4 protein-coding genes are annotated in these 21,491 nt (G+C 71.6%); all 4 read left to right on the forward strand.

The genetic code is table 11. The features are described from left to right. The first annotated feature begins 2 nt into the window (after window positions 1-2). Genes FHX82_RS04015 through FHX82_RS04030 form a run of 4 tightly spaced genes read left to right on the forward strand, consistent with a single transcriptional unit; the run spans window position 3 to window position 21,478 of the window. Window positions 3-6,941, forward strand: coding sequence for a non-ribosomal peptide synthetase (locus tag FHX82_RS04015; RefSeq protein ID WP_145933236.1), 6,939 nt, complete (start codon window positions 3-5; stop codon window positions 6,939-6,941). Beyond that, window positions 6,938-11,125 carry a non-ribosomal peptide synthetase gene (locus FHX82_RS04020; protein ID WP_222425932.1) on the forward strand — a complete coding sequence of 1,396 codons (4,188 nt, stop codon included), beginning with the start codon at window positions 6,938-6,940 and terminating at the stop codon, window positions 11,123-11,125. The genes FHX82_RS04015 and FHX82_RS04020 overlap by 4 nt, the downstream gene beginning before the upstream one ends. Then, the gene (locus FHX82_RS04025) at window positions 11,118-18,140 is read left to right on the forward strand and encodes a non-ribosomal peptide synthetase (protein ID WP_145933234.1); all 7,023 of its coding nucleotides are present in this window, start codon (window positions 11,118-11,120) and stop codon (window positions 18,138-18,140) included. Before FHX82_RS04020 ends, FHX82_RS04025 begins: the two co-directional genes overlap by 8 nt. Beyond that, window positions 18,134-21,478, forward strand: a complete 3,345-nt coding sequence (locus tag FHX82_RS04030; protein ID WP_145933233.1) for a non-ribosomal peptide synthetase — start codon at window positions 18,134-18,136, stop codon at window positions 21,476-21,478. The genes FHX82_RS04025 and FHX82_RS04030 overlap by 7 nt, the downstream gene beginning before the upstream one ends. The last annotated feature ends 13 nt before the right edge of the window (window positions 21,479-21,491 follow it).

The following is a 21,491-nucleotide window of genomic DNA, read 5'->3' on the forward strand; positions in this document are numbered from 1 at the left end:
CGGTGGCTTCGAGCGTCGAGGACGTCCTCCCGCTCACCCCGTTGCAGCAGGGCATGGTGTTCCACGCCCTGCTCGGCGACCGGGTGGACGTCTACACCGTCCAGACCGTCCTGTGCCTCACCGAGGACGTCGAACCCGAGCGGCTCAGGCAGGCGGCCGAGGCGCTCGTGCGCCGGCACGCCAACCTCCGCGTCGCGTTCCGCACGCAGGCTTCGGGCCAGTTCGTGCAGGTCGTCCGACGTGCGGTCGAGGTGCCGTTCCGGGTGGTCGAGGAGCTGGACCTCGACGCCGAGCGGGCGGCACCGTTCGACCTCGCGCGCCCGCCGCTGCTGCGCTTCACGCTGGTGGGCAGGCGGCAGCTGGTTCTGACGGCGCACCACCTGCTGTGGGACGGCTGGTCCGCGCCGATCCTGATCCGCGAGCTGCTGGCGTTGTACCGGGGTGAGCCGCTGCCCGCGGTGCGGCCGTTCCGCGACCACCTGGCGTGGCTGTCCAAACAGGACACTGCGGCCGCGGAGCGGGCATGGGCGGAGGCGCTGGCCGACCTGGACGGGCCGACGCTGGTGGGCGCCCCGGCTCGGGGTTTTCCGCGCCGGAGCGAGTTCCGGGTGCCGGGGGCGCCGCTGGAGGAGGCCGCGCGGCGGCACGGCGTAACCGTGAACGCCGTGGTGCAGGGCGCGTGGGCGCTCACGCTGTCGACGCTGACCGGCCGCGACGACCTGGTGTTCGGCGCGACGGTGTCCGGCCGCAGCGCCGACGTGCCGGGTGCCGAGTCGATGGTCGGCATGTTCATCAACACCGTGCCCGTGCGGGTGCGGCTGTCGCCGCGCGAGACGCTCGCGCAGCTGTTCGCGCGCCTGCAGGCCGAGCAGGCGCGGTTGCTGGAGCACCAGCACCTCGGGCTCGCCGACATCCAGCGCGCGAGCGGGCACGCGAACCTGTTCGACACGCTCGTCGTCTTCGAAAGCTATCCGATGGACGGCGAGATTCCGTTGCTGGCGGACGTTTCCGTGCGCGACGCCACGCACTACCCGCTCACGCTGCTGGTCGTGCCGGGCGAGAGTTTCACGCTGCGGATCGATCACGACGTGCGGCAGTTCCCGGACGTTTCGGTGCTCGCGGACCGGTTCCTCGACGTGCTGGGCCGGTTCGCCGCCACGCCGGAGACGCCGGTGGCGCGGCTCGACCTGCTCGCGGAGGAGCTGCCGTTCTTCCCGGCGGAGGTGCCGGAGACCACGCTGGCGGAGCTGTTCGAGGCGCAGGTCGCCCGCACGCCGGACGCGACGGCGGTGGTGTTCGAGGGTGTCTCGCTCACCTACGCCGAGTTGGAGGCCCGTGCTTCGGGCCTCGCGCGGCAGCTGGCGGCGGCAGGCGTCGGCCCGGATCGCGTGGTGGGTATCCGGTTGGACCGGTCGCTGGAGCTGGTCGTTTCGCTGCTGGCGGTGCTCAAAGCCGGTGGCGCGTACCTGCCGCTCGACCCCTCCTATCCGGAGGAACGGCTGGAGTTCATGATCTCCGACGCCCAACCGGCGGTGGTCCTTCCGGCGCGGCTCGATGGCACCGCGGAGGTTCGCCCGGCGGGTCCGGACAACGCGGCGTACGTGATCTACACGTCGGGCTCGACCGGTCGTCCGAAGGGTGTGGTGGTTTCCCACCGGGCGATCGTGAACCGTCTACTGTGGATGCAGCACGAGTATCGGCTGACGGCCGAGGACGCGGTGTTGCAGAAGACTCCGTCGAGTTTCGACGTGTCGGTGTGGGAGTTCTTCTGGCCGCTGATCACTGGCGCGAAGCTGGTGGTCGCGAAGCCGGAGGGGCATAAGGACCCGGACTACCTGGCGTCGCTGATGCCGCAGGTCACGACTGTCCATTTCGTCCCGTCGATGCTGCGCGCGTACGGTGACCGGCCGTTGCCGAAGCGGGTGATCACTTCTGGGGAAGCGCTCTCTGCGGACATCGCGAAGCCGGGGGTCCACAACCTGTACGGCCCGACCGAGGCCGCGGTGGACGTCACGCATTTCACGGTGACCGATGAGGTCGCCATTGGCCGCCCGGTGTGGAACACGAGTGTGCACGTGCTCGATCGGTTCCTGCGTCCGGCGGACGTGGGCGAGCTGTACCTCGGGGGTGTGCAGCTCGCCCGCGGTTACCTCAACCGGCCCGGGCTCACGGCGTCCAGGTTCGTCGCGGGTCCGGACGGGCAGCGGTTGTATCGCACCGGGGATCTCGTGCGCCAGAAGGACGGGGTGCTGTACTACCTCGGCCGCACCGACGACCAGGTCAAGATCCGGGGCTTCCGCGTTGAGCTGGGCGAGGTGGAGGCGGTCCTGCGCGCGCTGCCCGGCGTCCGGGCGGCCGCCGTCGCCGTGCGGGCCGAGCAGCAGCAGCTCATCGGCTACGTCGTGCCGGAAACCGGGGCGCACGTGGACACCTCGGCGCTCCGCCTGCCCGAGCACCTCACGCCGTCGGTGATCGTTCCCCTCGACGAGCTGCCGCTGACGCCGAGCGGCAAGCTCGACCGCAAGGCCCTGCCCGAACCGGTCGCGGTGACCGGCAAAGCACCCGCGGCCGACCCGCGCGAGCAAATCCTGTGCGAGCTGTTCGCTGACGTTCTCGGGCTCGACGCAGTCGGGCCGCACGACGACTTCTTCGCGCTGGGCGGGCATTCGCTGCTCGCGACCAAGCTCGTCAGCCGCGTCCGCCGGACGTTCGGCGCCGACCTGTCGCTGCGTGCCGTGTTCGACGCGCCGACCGCCGCACGCCTGGCCCGGCTCGTCGACTCGGGAACCCGTCGCCCGGCGTTGACCCCGCGTGAGCGTCCCGCCGAGATACCGCTTTCTCCCGCGCAGCGCAGCCTGTGGTTCCTCTACCGGCTGGAAGGCCCGAACCCGACCTACAACATCCCGTTCGCCGCCCGCCTGCGTGGTCCGCTCGACCCCGATGCGCTCGACGTGGCGCTCCGGGATGTCGTGGCACGGCACGAATCCCTGCGCACGATCTTCCCCGGCGCCGAGCCACGGCAGGAGATCCTCGAACCCGGCCCGATCGCGCGAGGCACGGCCGAGCACTCCTTCCGCCTCGACGAGGAACTGCCGATCCGCTACGACCTGCGCCGGATCGGGCCCGAGGAGTACGAGTTCTCCCTGGTCGTGCACCACATCGCAGCGGACGAGTGGTCCGCGCGGCCGCTGCTGGCCGACCTCGCCACCGCCTACGCTGCCCGCGTGGAGGGCCGCGCGCCGGAGTGGCCGCCGCTGCCCGTGCAGTACGCGGACTACACCCTCTGGCAGCTGGAGAACGCCGACGACGACACCGAGTACTGGCGCGAAAAGCTCGCGGGCCTGCCCGAGGAGCTGCCGCTGCCGACCGACCGGCCGCGCCCGCAGTTCCCGACCCACCGCGGCGGCAGCGTCCGCCTCGACCTGCCCGACGTCCGCCCGCTCGCGCGGAAGCTCGGCGTCACCGACCTGATGGTGGGGCAGGCCGCGGTCGCCGTGCTGCTGCACCGGCTCGGCGCCGGTGAGGACATCCCGCTCGGCACGCCGACCGCGGGGCGCACCGACGAGGTGCTCGAAGACCTGGTCGGCTACTTCGTCAACAGCCTGGTGCTGCGCACGGACCTGTCCGGCAACCCGACGTTCCGCGAGCTGCTGGCGCGCGTCCGCGAGACGAACCTCGACGCCTACGCCCACCAGGACCTGCCGTTCGAGCGGGTGGTCGAGGCGGTGAACCCGCCGCGCTCGCCCGCCCGGCACCCGCTGTTCCAGACGATGGTGTCCTATCAGGACTCGGACGCGGCGCTGACGCTGCCCGGCATCGAGGCGACTCCCGTCGAGACAGCGGACACCGGGGCGAAGTTCGACCTCGCGTTCCGCTTCGCGCCTGGTGAGTGCTCGATCTCCTACAGTGCGGACCTGTTCGACGAGTCCACTGTGGAGCGCTTCGGGCAGCGGCTCGCCCTGCTGCTGAACGCCTTCGTGGCTGATCCGAACCGCCCGGTCGGGCTGGTCGACGTGCTTTCCGAAGCCGAGCACGCGCAGCTGCGCGCCTTCAACGACACCGCCGAGACCCGTCCGGTCACGACGTTGACCGCGATGGTCGAGGAGCAGGTCGCGCGGACGCCGGACGGCATCGCCGTCGAGTTCCACGACGTGCAGCTCACCTACGCCGAGCTGGACGCGCGGGCCAACCACATTGCCCACACGCTGCGAAACCTCGGCGTCGGGCCGGAGCAGACCGTCGGGATGCACTGGGAGCGCTCGATCGAGCTGGTCGCCGGGCTGCTGGGCGTGGAGAAGGCCGGGGCGGCGTTCGTGCCGCTGGAGCCGTCGTGGCCGCAGCGCCGAATCGCCGACGTGTGCGCGAGCGCGGGCCTGGCCGCGATCCTGTCCGGGCCGGAGCACGACGAACCGGTGCGGGACCTCGGCGTTCCGGTCGTACACGTCGGCGAAGGGTCCACTCCGGACAAGCCGGACGTCCACATCGAGCCGGAAAGCCTGGCCTACGTCATCTACACCTCCGGCTCCACCGGCACCCCGAAGGGTGCGATGATCCGGCACCGTGCGATCACGCACCGGATGCTGTGGCAGCGCGAGATGCTCGGCTTCGGGCCCGGCGACGCAACGCTGTTCAAGGCGCCGCTCGGGTTCGACATCTCGATCAACGAGATCTTCCTGGCGCTGGTCACCGGCGCGAAGCTCGTCATCGCCGAACCCGGCGGCGAGCGCGACATCGACTACCTGCTCGGCCTGATCGAGCGGCACGAGGTCACGTTCACCTACCTGCCGTCGTCGATCCTGGACCTCCTGCTGCAGCTGGACGACTTCGAGCAGCGGGGCCGGTCGCTCCGGCACGTGTGGTGCGGCGGCGAGGTGCTCACGCCGGAGCTGTTCCAGCGGTTCCGCCGCGCCAGTGACGCGATCATGTACCACGGTTACGGGCCCGCCGAGGCGACCATCGGCGTCAGCCACGTCGTGTACCGGGACGCGGTGCGCACCGCGGTGTCCATCGGGAAGCCGAACGGCAACACCCAGCTGCATGTGCTGGACACCAACCTGCTGCCGGTGCCCGTCGGCGTGGCGGGCGAGCTGTACGCGGGCGGCGTCTACCTCGGCCGTGGCTACCTCAACGACCCCAAGCGCACGGCCGACCACTTCGTCGCCGACCCGTTCGGCCCGCCCGGCTCCCGCCTGTATCGCACCGGCGACCTCGCGCGCTGGCAGGAGGACGGCAGCCTCGAATTTCTCGGCCGCGCTGACAACCAGGTCAAGATCCGCGGGATGCGCGTCGAGCTGGAGGAGATCGAGGCGGTACTGGAACAACACGAGCAGGTCCGCCGAGCCGTCGTGCTGCTGCGTGACGACCGGCCGGGGCTGACCGGCTACTGCGTCGGCCCGCGGGTCGAGGACCTCGGCGACTGGCTGCGGCGCAGGCTGCCGGAGTACATGGTGCCGTCGCGGTTCGTGTTCCTCGACGAGTTCCCGCTCCTGCCCTCGGGCAAGGTGAACCGGCGCGCGCTGCCGGCCCCGCCGGAGGAGGAGAAGACCACCCGGAAACCGGTCACCGAGACCGAGAAGATCCTTTGCAGACTGATGGCCGAGCTGCTGCGGTTACCCGAGGTCGGCGCGGACGACAACTTCTTCGCCCTCGGCGGCGACAGCATCCTGTCGATCCGGTTCGTGAGCAAGGCACGCGCGGCGGGGCTCCAGCTCTCGCCGCGGCAGGTGTTCGAGCACCAGACCGCCGCCGCCCTCGCGCGGACGGTCGACGCGGCCACCGTCGTCCGGCACGACGACGGCGTGGGCGAGGTGCCGTTCACGCCGATCATGCGCTGGTGGGCGGGCACCGGGGACGAGCGGATGCACCAGGCCGCGCTGCTGCGGGTGCCCGAGCCGTTCGCGCCGGACGCGTTCGAGCAGGTCCTGCAGGACCTGCTCGACCACCACGACGTGCTGCGTGCGCGGCTGGGCGACGGGGCGTTGCACGTGCCCCCGCCCGGTTCCGTGTGCGCGGAAGTGGAGCACGTCGAAGGCCCGTACCGGCCGGAGAAGTACGCCGAAGCGGTCGCCGCGCTCGACCCGGCCGAGGGCATGGTCCGCGCCGTGGCCTTCGACGGCAGGCTGCTGCTCGTCCTGCACCACCTCGTGGTCGACGGCGTGTCGTGGCGGATCCTCGCCGAGGACCTGGCCGAGGCGTGGGACGCGCGCGCCGCCGGCCGCGCGCCCGAGCTGGCTCCCGTGCCGACGTCGTTCCGCAGCTGGGCGCTCGCCACCGCGCGGCCCACGCCCGTGCACCCGCGCAAGGCCGAGCCCGTCGAGGGCCGGTTGACCGTCGAGCTGACCGTGGCCGAGACCCGCAAGGTGCTCGAAGGGCAGCGTGCACGGGTCAACGAGGTGCTGGTGGCGGCGCTGGGCAGCGCGCTCGGTCCGGCGACCGTGGCGCTGGAAGGGCACGGCCGCGAGGAACACCTGGTGCCCGGCGCGGACCTGTCGCGGACCATCGGCTGGTTCACCACCGTGTTCCCGTTCGAGCTGGCGAAGGAACCGTTGGCGCGGACCAAGGAACGGCTGCGCGCGATTCCGGACTCCGGCTTCGGCCTGGAAATCCCGGACGCGGAAATCGGCTTCAACTACCTCGGCCGGTTCGACCTGACCGACGCGTACTGGACGCCCGGGCCGGAGAAGCTGCCGGAACCCGAGCTGCAGGACCGGCCGCTGCAGGTCAACGCGCTCACCGAGGACGGCGCCGCCGGCCCGGTGCTCAAGGCGACGTGGTCGTGGACCGGAAAGCACACCGAGGCCGAGGTGCGCGGGTTCGCTCGGGCCTGGCGGCAGGTGCTGGTGGCGGACCAGGACGCGGGCCTCACCCCGTCCGACGTGCCGCTGGTATCGCTGAACCAGGGCCAGCTCGACCGGTTGGCCGCGAAGTGGGGGAAGAAGTGATCGAGGACATCCTGCCGCTTTCCCCGCTCCAGCAGGGAATGCTGTTCCACGCGTTGTTCGACGCCGGAGCCGAGGACGTCTACACCGTCCAGTTCGTGCTGGGCCTCGAAGGCGCCGTGGACGGGAAGCGCTTACAAACGGCGGCGGAACGCGTGCTGGCGCGGCACGCGAACCTGCGGGCCGCCTTCGTACACGAGGAAGTCGACGATCCGGTGCAGGTGGTGCTGGACGAGGTCGAGCTGCCGTGGGCGGAGTCCGACGGGGACCTCGACGGCGTGCTCGCGCGCGACCGCGCCGCCCGGTTCGACCTGTCCGAGCCGCCGCTGCTGCGGATGACGCTGGTGAAGCTGGGGGAGACCGACTTCCGGCTCGTGTTGACCAATCACCACATCCTGCTCGACGGCTGGTCCCTGCCGTTGCTGATCGGCGAGCTGCTCGCGTTGTACGGCGGCACCGAGCCGCCCCGCCCGCGCCCGTACCGGGACTACCTGTCGTGGCTGTCCACAAGGGACGTTGCCGCCTCCACCGACGCATGGCTGCGTGAACTCGACGGTGCCGAGCCCACGTTGCTCGCGCCGCAGGCTTCCCGCGTGCCGACGCGTCCGGGGAAGCTCCGCATCGACCTGCCCGCCGAGCGGCTCTACGCCCGCGCCCGCGAACAGGGGCTGACGGTGAACACCGTGGTGCAGGCGCTGTGGGGGCAGGTGCTCGGGCGCCTGACCGGCCGCGAGGACGTGGTGTTCGGCGCGACGGTTTCCGGACGCCCGGCGGACCTGCCGGGTGTGGACTCGATGATCGGGCTGTTCATCAACACCGTGCCCGTGCGCGTGCGGACCGAGGAGCCGTTGTCCGCGTTGCAAGCCGCGCAGTCCGGGCTGCTCGACCACCAGTACCTCGGGCTCACCGAGATCCAGCGCGCCGCGGGCGGGGGAGACCTGTTCGACACGCTCGTCGTGTTCGAGAACTACCCGATCGACTCGGCCGCCGTCGGCGAGAGCGAGCGGCACGCGGGCCTGCGAATCACGCAGGTCGACGTCGACGACGCCACGCACTATCCGCTGACGCTGGCGGTCGCGGCCGAGGAAGCGCTTTCCGTCACCTTCGAGTACCGGCCGGACGTGTTCGACCGGGCGTGGATCGAGTCGGTCGCGAGCTACTTCACCCGTGCCGCCGAAGCCTTCGCCGAGGGCTGTCCGCTCGACCTGCTGTCCTCGGCCGAAAAGCAGCAGCTGGCGGACTTCGGCACCGGCAAACGGCTCGACGTGCCCGCGCGGACGATGTCCGAGGTCTTCGAGGAGCAGGCCCGCCGCACGCCCGACGCGACCGCGATCGTCGACGGGCACCGCACGCTGACCTTCGTCCAGGTCAACCGGCGTGCGAACCACGTCGCCCGGCTACTCGTGGCCGAGGGCGCCGGGCCGGAACGGATCGTCGCGCTCAAGCTGCCCGCGGGCGCGGACATGATCATCGCGTTGCTCGCGGTGTTCAAGGCCGGTGCCGCGTACCTGCCGCTGGACCCGGACTGGCCCGCGGCGCGGCTCGACGTCATGCTGGCCGACGCGCGGCCGGTCGCGGTGCTGACCGAGGTGCCGGAGGGCGAGGCCGCCGACCTGCCACCGCGCGCCCGGCCAGAACACCCGGCGTACGTCATCTACACCTCCGGCTCGACGGGCACCCCGAAGGCCGTCGTGGTGCCGCACCGGGCGATCACGAACCTGCTGGTCAGCCACCGCACCGACCTGTTCGACCCGGCCCGCGAGCGCGTCGGGCGCCCGCTGCGGGTGGCACACGCCTGGCCGATGGCCTTCGACGCGTCGTGGCAGCCGATGCTGTGGCTGTTCGCCGGGCACGAGCTGCACCTCGTGCCGCCGGACGTCCGCCGCGACGCCGATCTGCTGCGTACTTTCCTTGCCGGACACCGGATCGAGTTCGTCGAGCTGTCGCCGTCGCTGTTGGCGCAGGTGGCGACCGAGCCGTGGCGCGGCGAGCTCAAGGTGCTCGGCGTCGGCGGCGAAGCGGTGCCGGGGGAACTGTGGCGGATGCTGCGCGCGGAGACCGACCTCGCCGTCTACAACCTCTACGGCCCGACCGAGTGCACTGTGGACTCGGTGGCGACCAACTTTGCCGACAGCGACACGCCTTCGATTGGTTCGCCCGTGGGCAACGCCCGCGCGTACATCCTCGACCAGCGGCTGCGACCCTGCCCGGTCGGCGTGGAGGGTGAGCTGTACCTCGCCGGCGCCGGGCTCGCCCGCGGTTACCTCGGCCGCCCCGGCACGACCGCCGAGCGGTTCGTCGCCGACCCGTTCCACCCTGGCCGCATGTACCGCACCGGCGATGTCGCGCGCTGGACCGCCGACGGCCGGATCGAAAGCCTCGGGCGCGTCGACGACCAGGTCAAGATCCGCGGCTACCGCATCGAGCCCGGTGAGATCGAGGCCGTGCTCGCGCGGGAGGAGTGCGTGGAGCGGGTGGTCGTGGTGCCGCGCGAGGACACCCCGGGCGTGCGACGGCTGGTCGCCTACGTCGTCCTGCGGCACGGTGGTGTCGAAGGGCTGCGGGAGCGCGTCGCGGCGAGCCTGCCCGACTACCTGGTGCCCGCCGCGGTCGTGGCTGTCGACAGCTTCCCGTTGACCCGCAACGACAAGCTCGACGTGAAAGCGCTTCCCGCGCCCGACTACCGAGGCACCACGCGCGCGCCCCGCACGGACACCGAGGTGCGGCTCGCGGAGCTGTTCGCCGAGGTCCTCGGGGTGCGGCAGGTCGGCGCGGACGACAGCTTCTTCGCGCTCGGCGGGGACAGCATCGTGTCGATGCGCCTGGTCAGCAAGGCCCGCGCGGCCGGTTTCGGTTTCAGCCCGCGAGACGTGTTCGAGCGCCGCACGGTCGCGGAACTCGCCCAGGTGGCCGGAGAGGCGAAGGCCGCCACGGACCCGGACGCCGGTATCGGCGAGGTGCCGCTGACCCCGATGCTGCACTGGCTGACCCGCAACAAACCGTACGACCGGCTCAGCCAGGCACGACTGCTGTGCACGCCCGCCGGGCTCGACCTCGACCGGCTCACCGGCATGCTGCGGACACTGCTCGACCGGCACGACGTGCTTCGGTCCACTTTCGACAGGGCCTTGGTCGTGCACCCCCGCGGTGCCGAACCCGCCGTGCGCCGAGTCGAGCTGACCGATGTGGCGGCCCAGCTGCCGGACGTGCTGGAGGAGGAGCTGCGCGAGCTGTCCCCGGCGGACGGGAAGATGGCTCGCTTCGTCTGGTTCGACCGGCCCGGCGGAGACGGGCGGCTGCTGATCCTGTTGCACCACCTGGTCGTTGACGGCGCATCTTGGGGCGTGCTGGTGCCGGAGCTGGCCGACCTGTGGGCCGGCCGCGAACTACCGCCTGTTGGCACGTCCTTCCGCGAGTGGGCGAAAGCGCTTCCCGAGGTGGCGCAAGCGAAGGCGCCCGAGCTGGACCTGTGGCGCGACATCCTGTCCGGCCCCGATCCCGTGTTGGGCAGGCGGCGGCTCGATCCGGCCGTCGACACCCGCTCGACCATGCGAGCCGAGCGGACGTTCCTCGACGCGGACCTCACGCGGGCGCTGCTCACGACCGTGCCCGAACGGCTCGGCGTGACGGTCAACGACGTGCTGCTCACCGCGTTCGCCCGCGCGGTCGCGCGCTGGCGCGGCGAGGAAGGCTCGGTGCTGATCGCGCTGGAGGGGCACGGCCGCGAGGAGCAGCTGGTGCCCGGCGCGGACCTGTCCGGCACCGTCGGCTGGTTCACCGACGTGCACCCGGTCCGCATCGACCCCACCGACGTGCGGAAGGTGTCGCAGCAGCTCGCCCTGCCCGACAGCGGCCTGGGTTACGGCCTGCTGCGCTACCTCAACCCGGACACCGCGCCCGAGCTCGCGCGGCTGCCCGAACCGCAGGTCGAGTTCAACTACCTCGGCAGGCTCACGGTCGGCGAGACCGACGGCGAGCCGTGGTCCGGCGCGCCCGAGGTCGGCGCGATGGGTGGTGGCGTCGACGACGCCATGCCGGCGCCGTACTGCCTGGTGCTCAACGCGCTCGTCCGCGGCTCGGTGCTGGAGGCCGACTGGCAGTGGGCCGAGGGCGTCTTCCCGGGCGACCGCATCCACGACCTGTCGCGCGAGTGGTTCGCCGCGCTGAAGGAGATCTCCGATGAGTGACCTGGCCGCCCGCAAGCGCGAGCTGTTGCGCCGCCGCCTCGCGCAGGCCGGGCTCGCGCGCACCGACCAGATCCCGAAGCGGGACCGCGAGGACGACCTGCCGCTGTCGTACGCGCAGTCGCGCATGTGGTTCCTGCAGCAGCTCGAACCGGACAGCCCGGCGTACAACGTGTGCCTGGCGATCAGCCTGCGCGGCGACCTCGATACCGCGGCGTTGCAGCGCTCCTTCCAGCGGCTTGTCGACCGGCACGAGGTCCTGCGCACCCGTTACGTGCCCGGGCCGGACGGCGAGCCGCGGCAGGTGGTCGACCGGTTCGCCGTCGTGCGGATGCCGGAGTCGGACCTGCGGGGCCTGCCCGAGGACGAACGCGACCGGACGGTGGAAGCGCTTTCCCGGGAGGAGTCGGCGCACGCCTTCGACCTCGAACGCGAGCACTCGCTGCGGTTGCGGCTGCTGCGCCGCGCGGACGACGACCACGTACTCGTGCTGACCGTGCACCACATCGCGTGGGACGGCTTCACCTTCAACGCGCTGTCGCACGAGATCAGCGCGCTCTACCGCGAGGACACCACCGGCCGCCCGGCCGCGCTGGAACCGTTGCCGGTGCAGTACGCGGACTTCGCGCTGTGGCAACGGAAGACGCTCACGGACGAACGGCTGTCCGGTGACCTCGACTACTGGCGCCGGGAACTCGACCCGATGCCCGAGCACCTGCCGCTACCAACGGACTTCCCCCGTGCGGCAACCCGGTCGAGCCGCGGCGACCGTCGCTTTCGGACGTTCGACGTCGCGCTCACCGAACGTGCGACGGCGTTCGCCCAGTCCCGTGGCGTCACGCCGTTCATGGTCGTGTTCGCGGCCTACGCGGCCCTGCTGCACCGCTACACCGGTGCCACCGACGTGCCGATCGGGTCGGCGTCGATGAACCGCGACGCGGGCGAGGTCGAGCGGCTCATCGGCAACTTCGGCAACACCCTCGTGCTGCGGGCCGACCTCACCGGGAACCCGTCGTTCGCCGAGCTGGTGGCCCGCGTCCAGCGCGTGTGCACCGACGGCTACGCCCACCAGGACCTGCCGTTCGACCTGCTCGTCGAGCGGCTGCGGCCGCCACGGGTGGCCGGGCGGTCGGTGTTGTTCGACGTGATGCTGCTGTTCCTGACCCAGGGGCTGCGGGGCTTCGACCTGCCCGGCGTGACCGCGAGCTGGGAGACGGTGCACAACGACACCACGCAGTTCGACCTCGCGCTGGAGGCGTTCCTGACCGACGGCCGGATGCGGATCGAGGCCACGTACTCGACCGACCTGTTCGCGCCCGCCACGGTGGACCGGTTCCTCGCACACCTGGAGTCGCTGCTGGAAAGCGCTCTCAACGCGCCGGAGCAGAGCATCTCTCAGCTGGAGTACCACTCGGCCGCGTTGCCCGCGGGCTCGGCGGTCGAGGTCCCCGAAACGACCCTGCCCGAGCTGTTCGCCGCGCAGGTCGCCCGCACGCCCGGCGCCACCGCGGTCGTCTTCGAGGGCGAGCGGCTGACGTACGCCGAGCTGGACACCCGTGCGTCGAAGCTGGCCCGGCAGCTGGCGGCGGCGGGCGTGGGGCCGGACCGGATCGTCGGCATCCGGCACGACCGCTCACTGGACCTGGTGGTGTCACTGCTGGCGGTGCACAAGGCGGGCGGCGCGTACCTGCCGCTCGATCCGTCCTATCCGGACGAACGCCTGGAGTTCATGATCTCCGACGCCGGGCCGACGGTGGTGCTGCCTGCCGCGCTCGCCGGAGAAGCCGAGCCTCGCCCGGCGAGCCCGGACAATGCCGCGTACGTGATCTACACGTCGGGCTCTACCGGCCGCCCCAAAGGGGTCGTGGTTTCCCATCGGGCGATCGTCAACCGTCTACTATGGATGCAGCACGAGTACGGCCTGACCGCCGAGGACGCCGTGCTACAGAAGACGCCCTCCAGCTTCGACGTGTCGGTGTGGGAGTTCTTCTGGCCGCTGATCACCGGCGCCACGCTGGTGCTGGCGAAGCCGGGCGGGCACAAGGACCCCGACTACCTGGCCTCACTCATGCCGCAGGTCACCACGGTCCACTTCGTCCCCTCGATGCTGCGGGCGTACGGTGACCGGCCGTTGCCGAAGCGCGTGATCTGCAGTGGTGAAGCACTGCCATCGGATCTTGCGCGCCCGCAGGTGCACAACCTGTACGGCCCGACCGAGGCCGCGGTCGACGTCACCTACTGGCCCGCCGCGGAGGACGCCGGAAACGGCAGCGTCCCTATTGGACGTCCGGTGTGGAACACCCAGGTGCACGTCCTCGACCGCTTCCTGCGGCCCGTACCGCCCGGCGTGCCGGGGGAGCTGTACCTCGGCGGCGTGCAACTGGCCCGGGGGTACCTCGACCGGCCCGGCCTGACGGCGTCGCGGTTCGTGGCCGCTCCGGACGGAGGCAGGCTCTACCGCACCGGCGATCTCGTGCGCTGGAACGAGGACGGCGTGCTCGAATTCCTCGGCCGCGCCGACGACCAGGTCAAGATCCGCGGCTTCCGCGTCGAGCTGGGCGAGATCGAGGCGGCGCTGACGGCACTGCCCGGCGTGCGGGAAGCCGCCGTGGTCGTGCGGCCGGAACAGCAGCAGCTCGTCGGTTACGTCGTCGGCGACGTATCGGACGTCAAGCGGCAGCTGGCCCGGACCCTGCCCGAGCACCTGGTGCCGTCGGTGCTCGTCGAGCTGGCCGCGCTTCCGTTGTCGCCCAGCGGGAAGCTCGACCGCAGGGCGCTGCCGGAACCCGAAGTGACCGTCAGCGACGCCGAACCGGCCACCGAACGGGAGCGCACGCTGGCCGCGTTGTTCGCCGACCTGCTCGGCCTCGACCGCGTCGGCGTGTGCGACGACTTCTTCGCCCTCGGCGGGCATTCCCTGCTGGCGACCCGGCTCGTCGGCAGGATCCGCGCGGAACTGGGCGTGGAGCTGACCATCGGCACGGTCTTCGACGCGCCCACGGTGTCGCGCCTGGCCGCCGCGCTCGACGGGGGCGGGCAGAAGCGGCCCGCCCTCACACCGATGCCGAAGCCGCGCCGCGTGCCGTTGTCGTTCGCACAGCAGCGGTTGTGGTTCCTCTACCGGCTCGAAGGCCCGAGCCCGACGTACAACGTCCCGCTCGCGGTGCGGCTCGATGGACCGGTCGATCTCGACGCCCTGCGTGCCGCACTGTCCGATGTGGTCGGTCGGCACGAGGTCCTGCGCACGGTGTACCCGGAGTCCGAAGGGCGGCCGTACCAGCGGGTGCTGGAGTGGGCGCCCACGCTGCACCTCGGCGGTACTCCCGAAGAGGCCGCGCGGCGGGCGTTCGAGCTGGACCGCGAACCGCCGTTCGAGGCGCGACTGTGCGACGGGCAGGTGTTGTCGCTGCTGACGCACCACATCGCGAGCGACGGCTGGTCCGGCGAACGCCTCATCGCCGACCTCAGCACCGCGTACGCCGCGCGCGCCCGAGGTCGTCGGCCGGACTGGGCTCCACTGCCGGTGCAGTACGCGGACTACGCGCTCTGGCAACGTGACCTGCTCGGCAACGACGCGGATCCGGACAGCCTGGCCGCGACGCAGCTGGAGTACTGGCGCAACCAGCTCGCCGAGTTGCCCGAGCAGCTGTCCCTGCCGACCGACCGGCCCCGGCCCGCGACGCCGACCTTCGAGGGCGACGCCGTGAAGTTCCGGCTCGACGCCTCGACGCGGGAAGCGCTTGCGGCGCTGGCCCGCGAGACCGGCTCGACGGTGTTCATGACCGTGCAGGCCGCGCTCGCCGCGTTGCTCGACCACCTCGGCGCGGGCACGGACATCCCGCTCGGCACGCCGGTCGCCGGCCGGACCGACGCCGCGCTCGACGGGCTCGTCGGGTTCTTCGTCAACACCCTTGTGCTGCGCACCGACGTCTCCGGCAACCCGACGTTCCGGCAGCTCGTCGACCGGGTCCGGCGGACGGACCTCGACGCGTTCGCGCACCAGGACCTGCCGTTCGAGCGGCTCGTGGACGCGGTGAACCCGGCGCGGTCCCTGGGGCGGCACCCGCTGTGCCAGGTGATGCTGGCCTACCAGCAGGCGCCCGCGGCGGCGACACCGTTCGGAGCGGCGTCACTGCGGGAGCAGCACGTCGAGTTCTACGCGGCGCGGCTGGATCTGTCGTTCCACCTCTTCGAGGACGAGACGGGCATCGACTGCTGGCTCGTCTACAGCAAGGACCTGTTCGATCGGTCCACGGTGGACTCGGTCGTGGCGCGCTTCGTCCGGCTCGCGAACGAGTTGGCCATGCACCCGGACCGCCCGTTGGCAGCGCTACCGGCCCTGGCCGGTGAGTTGCCGTACTTCCCGGCGGAGGTGCCGGAAACGACGCTGGCGGAGCTGTTCGAATCGCAGGTCACCCGCACGCCCGACGCCACGGCGGTGGTGTTCGAGGGTACGGGGTTGACCTACGCCGAGCTGGACGCGAGGGCTGCGGAGCTGGCCCACCACCTGGCAGCGGCAGGCGTCGGCCCCGACCGCGTGGTGGGCATCCGGCAGGACAGGTCGCTGGAGCTGGTCGTCTCGCTGCTGGCGGTGCTCAAGGCGGGCGGCGCGTATCTGCCGCTCGACCCGTCGTATCCCGCGGACCGCCTCGACTTCATGATCGAGGACGCCCAGCCGGTGACCGTGCTTCCCGCCGACCTGACCGGCGAGGCCGAGATCCGCCCGGCAGGCCCGGACAACGCGGCCTACGTGATCTACACCTCGGGCTCCACCGGCCGCCCGAAGGGTGTCGTGGTCTCCCACCGGGCGATCGTCAACCGTCTACTGTGGATGCAGCACGAGTACCGGCTGACCGCCGAAGACGCGGTGTTGCAGAAGACTCCGTCGAGTTTCGACGTGTCGGTGTGGGAGTTCTTCTGGCCCCTCATCACCGGCGCCAAGCTGGTGGTCGCCAAGCCGGAGGGCCACAAGGACCCGGACCACCTGGCGTCGCTCATGCCCCAGGTCACAACCGTCCACTTCGTCCCGTCGATGCTCCGTGCGTACGGCGACCGTCCGCTGCCGAAGCGAGTGATCACGTCCGGGGAAGCGCTTTCTGCGGACATCGCCAAGCCGGGGATACACAACCTGTACGGCCCCACCGAAGCCGCCGTGGACGTCACGCATTTCACCGTCACCGATGAAGTCGCCATCGGCCGCCCGGTGTGGAACACCAGCGTGCACGTCCTCGACCGCCTCCTGCGTCCGGCCGACGTGGGCGAGCTGTACCTCGGCGGCGTCCAGCTGGCCCGTGGCTACCTCAACCGCCCCGGGCTGACGGCCTCGCGGTTCGTCGCGGGACCCCACGGCGAACGCCTGTACCGCACCGGTGACCTCGTGCGCCAGAAGGACGGGGTGCTCTATTACCTCGGCCGCGCCGACGACCAGGTCAAGATCCGCGGCTTCCGCGTCGAGCTGGGCGAGATCGAAGCCGCCATCGGGCAGCAGGCCGTCGTCGTCGTGCGGGACCAGCGGCTCGTCGCCTATGTCGTGGGAAAGGCCGACGGCGTCCGGGAGAGAGTGGCCGCGTCGCTGCCCGAGCACATGGTGCCCGCGGCCGTCGTCGAACTGCCCGAGCTGCCGCTGACCCCCAGCGGAAAGCTGGACCGGAAAGCGCTTCCCGACCCGGACTTCGGCGCGCTCGCGGGCGACGCGAAACCCCGTGACGAGCGGGAACGCGTGCTGTGCCGGCTCTTCGCGGGGATCCTCAAGCTCCCCGAGGTCGGCGTGCACGACAGCTTCTTCGCGCTCGGCGGCGACAGCATCGTCTCGGTGCAGCTGGTCAGCCGCGCCCGCAAGGCCGGCATCACGCTGACCCCGCGGCAGATCTTCGAGCTCCGCACACCCGCCGCCCTCACCGCGGCCGGCGAGTTCACCGTGGACCCCGACGATGTTCCGTTCGGCCGCGTCGAGCCCACGCCGATCATGCGTTACCGCGGCCTGTTCCAGGCGATGCTGCTGGTCGCCCCACCCGGCCTCACCGACGCCGAGCTGGAGCGCACGCTGCAAGCGGTGCTCGACCGGCACGAACTGCTGCGCGCGCGGTGGGACGGCAGCGGTCTCGTAGTGCCCGAAAAGTCGTTTCCCGCGAGGGAAATCCTCCGGGAAGCGACCGGCTCCCTCGACGACGAGCTGCTCGCCGCGCGCGACCGGATCACCGCCGAGCGGCTGCTGCAGGTCGTGCGGTTCCCGGACCGGGTGCTGATCGTCGCCGACCACCTCGTCGTCGACGGCGTCTCGTGGCGGATCCTGCTCGACGACCTGGCCGAGGCGTGGCAGGGACACGAGCTGTTCCGCCGCGGCACGTCGTTTCGCCGGTGGAGCGAGCTGCTCCGGCAGCAGGACCGCAGCGGCGAGGAGGAGCTGTGGCGCGGCATCCTCGACGGCCCGGTGCTCTCGCTGACCACTGCCGAGCACATGACCAGCGACTTCACCGTCCCGCTGCCCGGCGGTGACGTGCAGCAGGCGCTGCAGAACGCCCTGGGCAAGGTGCTCGGTGACGTGGTGCTCGCGGTGGAGGGGCACGGCCGGGAGGAGCAGATCGCGCCGGGTGTGGACCTGTCCGCCACCATCGGCTGGTTCACGACGATCTTCCCGCTGCGCCCGGGCATGCGCGTGCAGGACCTGCCCGATTCCGGGCTGGGCTACGGCCTGTTGCCACCGCTGGGCCTGCCCGAGCCGACCGTGGTGCTCAACTACCTCGGCCGCGTCGACACCGGCGACGGTTCGCCGTGGTCGGTGGCCCCGGAGGCGCCGATGCTGCGCGTGCCACCGCGGCCCGGTAGGCGCCCGGACTGGGCGCTGGAAGTGAACGCCGCCGCGGTCGGCGACGAGCTGCGGGTGAGCGTGACCACGCAGGACCCCGCGCTGGCCGAGCGGCTGCGGCGGGCACTGGAGGGGACCGGCCCGGCGCCGGACCTCGTGGACATCAGCCAGGACGAGATCGACGAGTTCGAAGAGGAGCTGGGCACGTGGTGAGTCAGCAACCGACGGCGGGGGAACTGCTGCGGGAGGTCACCGACCTGCTGGGCCCCGACGCCGCTGAACTGTCCGAAGAGGACAGTCTCATCGAGTGGGGGCTGGACTCGATCCAGCTCATGCAGGTCGCCAACAAGTGGCGCCGCCGCGGGATCAAGGTCGGCTTCGCACAGCTGGCGAAGCGCCCGACGCTCGCGGGCTGGCGTGAGGTGCTGGCCGAGGCGGCCGGAGTCGCGCCCGAGCCGGCGGTGACTGTGAAGGTCGACGAGACCGAGCCGTTCCCGCTCGCGCTCATGCAGCACGCGTACTGGATCGGCCGTGACGAGGAGACCAACCTCGGTTCCGTCGCCGCGCACCTGTACGTCGAGTTCGACGGCCGCGACGTCGACCCGGCCCGGCTGCAGCGCGCCGTCCAGGCCCTCGTCGAGCGGCACGGGATGTTGCGCGCGAAGTTCACCGACGACGGCCGTCAGCAGATCCTGCCCGCGCGCACCCAGCCCGCGCTCGTCGTGCACGACATCGCCGACGAGCAGGAGCTGGAGCGCATCCGCGACCGGTCTTCACACGCGCGCCTCGACGTCGCCGAGGGCGAGGTGTTCTGGATCCAGCTCAGCCGCCTGCCCGACGGCCGCACCCGGTTGCACGTGGACGTCGACATGCTCGCCGCCGACGCGCTGAGCTACCGGATCCTGCTGTCGGACCTCGCGCGCTTCTACGACAACCCCGAGTTCGAGCCGATCGGCTACAGCTACCCGCGTTACCTGGCCGAACACGAGCTGACGCGCAAGGTCGACCGCGAGCGCGCCCGCGAGTGGTGGCAGCAGCGGGTTCCCGAGCTGCCTGCCGCCCCGGACCTGCCGCTGGTGCCCGAGAGCGAGCGCGGCGACGCCACCCGCGTCACCCGGCGGCACCACTGGCTCGCGCCCGAAGACCGCAAGCGCCTCGGCGCCCGCGCCCACGAGCACGGGCTCACCCCGGCGATGGTGGTGGCGACCGCGTTCGCGGAGTCGCTCGCGGCGTGGAGCGCGCAGCCGCGGTTCCTGCTCAACCTGCCGATGTTCGATCGCGAGACCACGCACCCGGAGGTGGAGAAGCTCGTCGGCGACTTCACCAGCTCCGTGCTGCTGGAGGTCGATTTCACCGAGGAAGCGTCCTTTGTGGACCACGCCCGTGCGTTGCAGGACCGGATGCACGCCGATGCCGCGCACGCCGCGTACTCCGGCGTCGAGGTGCTGCGGGACCTCTCGCGCCACCAGGGCGAACAGGTGCTCGCGCCGGTCGTGTTCACCAGCGCGCTCAACCTCGGCGAGCTGTTCGACGCCGAGGTCCGCCGCTGCTTCGGCGAGGCGGTGTGGATCATCTCGCAGGGCCCGCAGGTGCTGCTCGACGCGCAGGTCACCGAGGTCAACGAGGGCCTGCTGATCAACTGGGACGTGCGTGAAAACGCTTTCCCAGCCGGGATGATCGACGAGATGTTCGCGGCCTTCCACCGGCTGATCACGCGGCTCGGCCAGGAGGACGACGCGTGGGACCAGCCGGTCGGCGGTCTCCTGCCCGCCGCGCAGGCCGCGGTGCGCGCCAAGGCCAACGACACCGCGGGCCCGCGCAGCGGCAAGCTCCTGCACGACGGGTTCTTCGAGCACGCGCGGCAGAACCCGGAGGCGACCGCGCTCGTCTGGTCCGAGGGCTCGATGAGTTACGGCGAGCTGGCCGACAAGGCGCTGCGCATCGCGGCGACGTTGAAGCCGCACGACATCGTCGGCGTGAGCCTGCCGAAGGGGCCGGACCAGATCGCCGCCGTGCTCGGTGTGCTCGCGGCCGGGGGCACGTACGTGCCGATCGGCATCGACCAGCCGCGGGCGCGGGCCGAGCGCATCCGCCGTATCGCGGGCATCGAACACACCCTGACCAGCGCGGACGTGGCCGCCGAACCGCTGGCCGAGCCGGTGCGCGTGGACGAGGAGTCGATCGCGTACGTGCTGTTCACCTCCGGCTCCACGGGCGAGCCGAAGGGCGTCGAGGTGCCGCACCGCGCGGCGATGAACACCATCGAGGACCTCAATGAGCGCTTCGGCGTCGGCCCGTCGGACCGCTGCCTCGCGGTGTCCGCTTTGGACTTCGACCTGTCGGTGTACGACATCTTCGGCCTGCTCAGCGCCGGTGGCGCGGTGGCGCTCGTCGAGGAGGGCGACCGGCGGGACGCGCGGGCGTGGGCCGAGCTGGTCGCGAGCCGGGGCGTCACGCTGGTGAACTGCGTGCCCGCGTTGCTGGACATGCTGCTCGTCTCCGCCCGGCCGGGTGAGCTGACCGGGCTGCGCACGGTGCTGCTCGGCGGCGACTGGGTGGGCACGGACCTGCCCGGCCGCGTCGCCGCGCACGCGCCACGCTGCCGGTTCGCCGGCCTGGGCGGCACGACGGAGACGGCGATCCACTCGACGGTGTGCGAGGTGCACGGCGTGCCCGCGCACTGGCGGTCGGTGCCGTACGGCACACCGCTGCGCAACGTCGCGTGCCGCGTGGTGGACGCGCGCGGCCGCGACTGCTCGGACTGGGTGGGCGGCGAGCTGTGGATCGGCGGGGACGGCGTCGCCCGGGGATATCGAGGCGACCCGGAACGCACTGCGGACCGGTTCGTCGAGTACGAGGGGCGCCGCTGGTATCGCACAGGTGACCTGGCGCGGTACTGGCCGGACGGCACGCTGGAATTTCTCGGTCGCCGCGACCACCAGGTGAAGGTGCGCGGCGTGCGGATCGAGCTGGGCGAGGTCGAGGCCGCGCTGGCCGAGCACCCGGCCGTGCGGCGCGGGGTCGCCGGGGTGGCGGGCAACCAGCTCGTCGCGGCCGTCGCGGGCGCCGTGACGCCGGAGGAGGTGCGCGAGTTCGCGCGGGGCCTGCTGCCGCCGCACATGGTGCCCGCACGCGTGGTGGTGCTCGACGAGCTGCCGCTGACCGCGAACGGCAAGGTCGACCGCCGCACGGTGGCCACGCACTGGGCCACGGGCGCGGACGACTACGTGCCGCCGAAGTCGCCGCTGGAGCAGGTGATCGCGAAGGTGTGGGCCGAGGTGCTGGGAGTCGAGCGCGTCGGCCTGGAGGACCCGTTCTTCGCACGGGGCGGGGATTCCGTGCTGGCGACCATGATCGTCGGGCGTCTCCGGGAAGCCTTGGACACCACGGAGGTCACGGTCCGCACGCTGTTCGCGACACTGACGGTGAGCGCGATGGCGGCGCGCCTGACGGCCGACGAAAGCACCCCGGGCCGCCTCGACCAGGTCGCGGAGATCTACCTGGAGGTCGACGCACTGTCCGAAGAGGACCTGGAGTCCGAGCTGAGCTGAGGCACGAAGAAGG

It is taken from the genome of Amycolatopsis bartoniae (assembly GCF_014191255.1).
Classification (GTDB): Bacteria; Actinomycetota; Actinomycetes; order Mycobacteriales; family Pseudonocardiaceae; genus Amycolatopsis_E; species Amycolatopsis_E bartoniae.

What these genes read in the sequence shown, in the direction of transcription:
- FHX82_RS04025 (WP_145933234.1), top strand. Translation starts at nt 11,118, where the DNA reads ATGAGTGACCTGGCCGCCCGCAAGCGCGAGCTGTTGCGCCGCCGCCTC.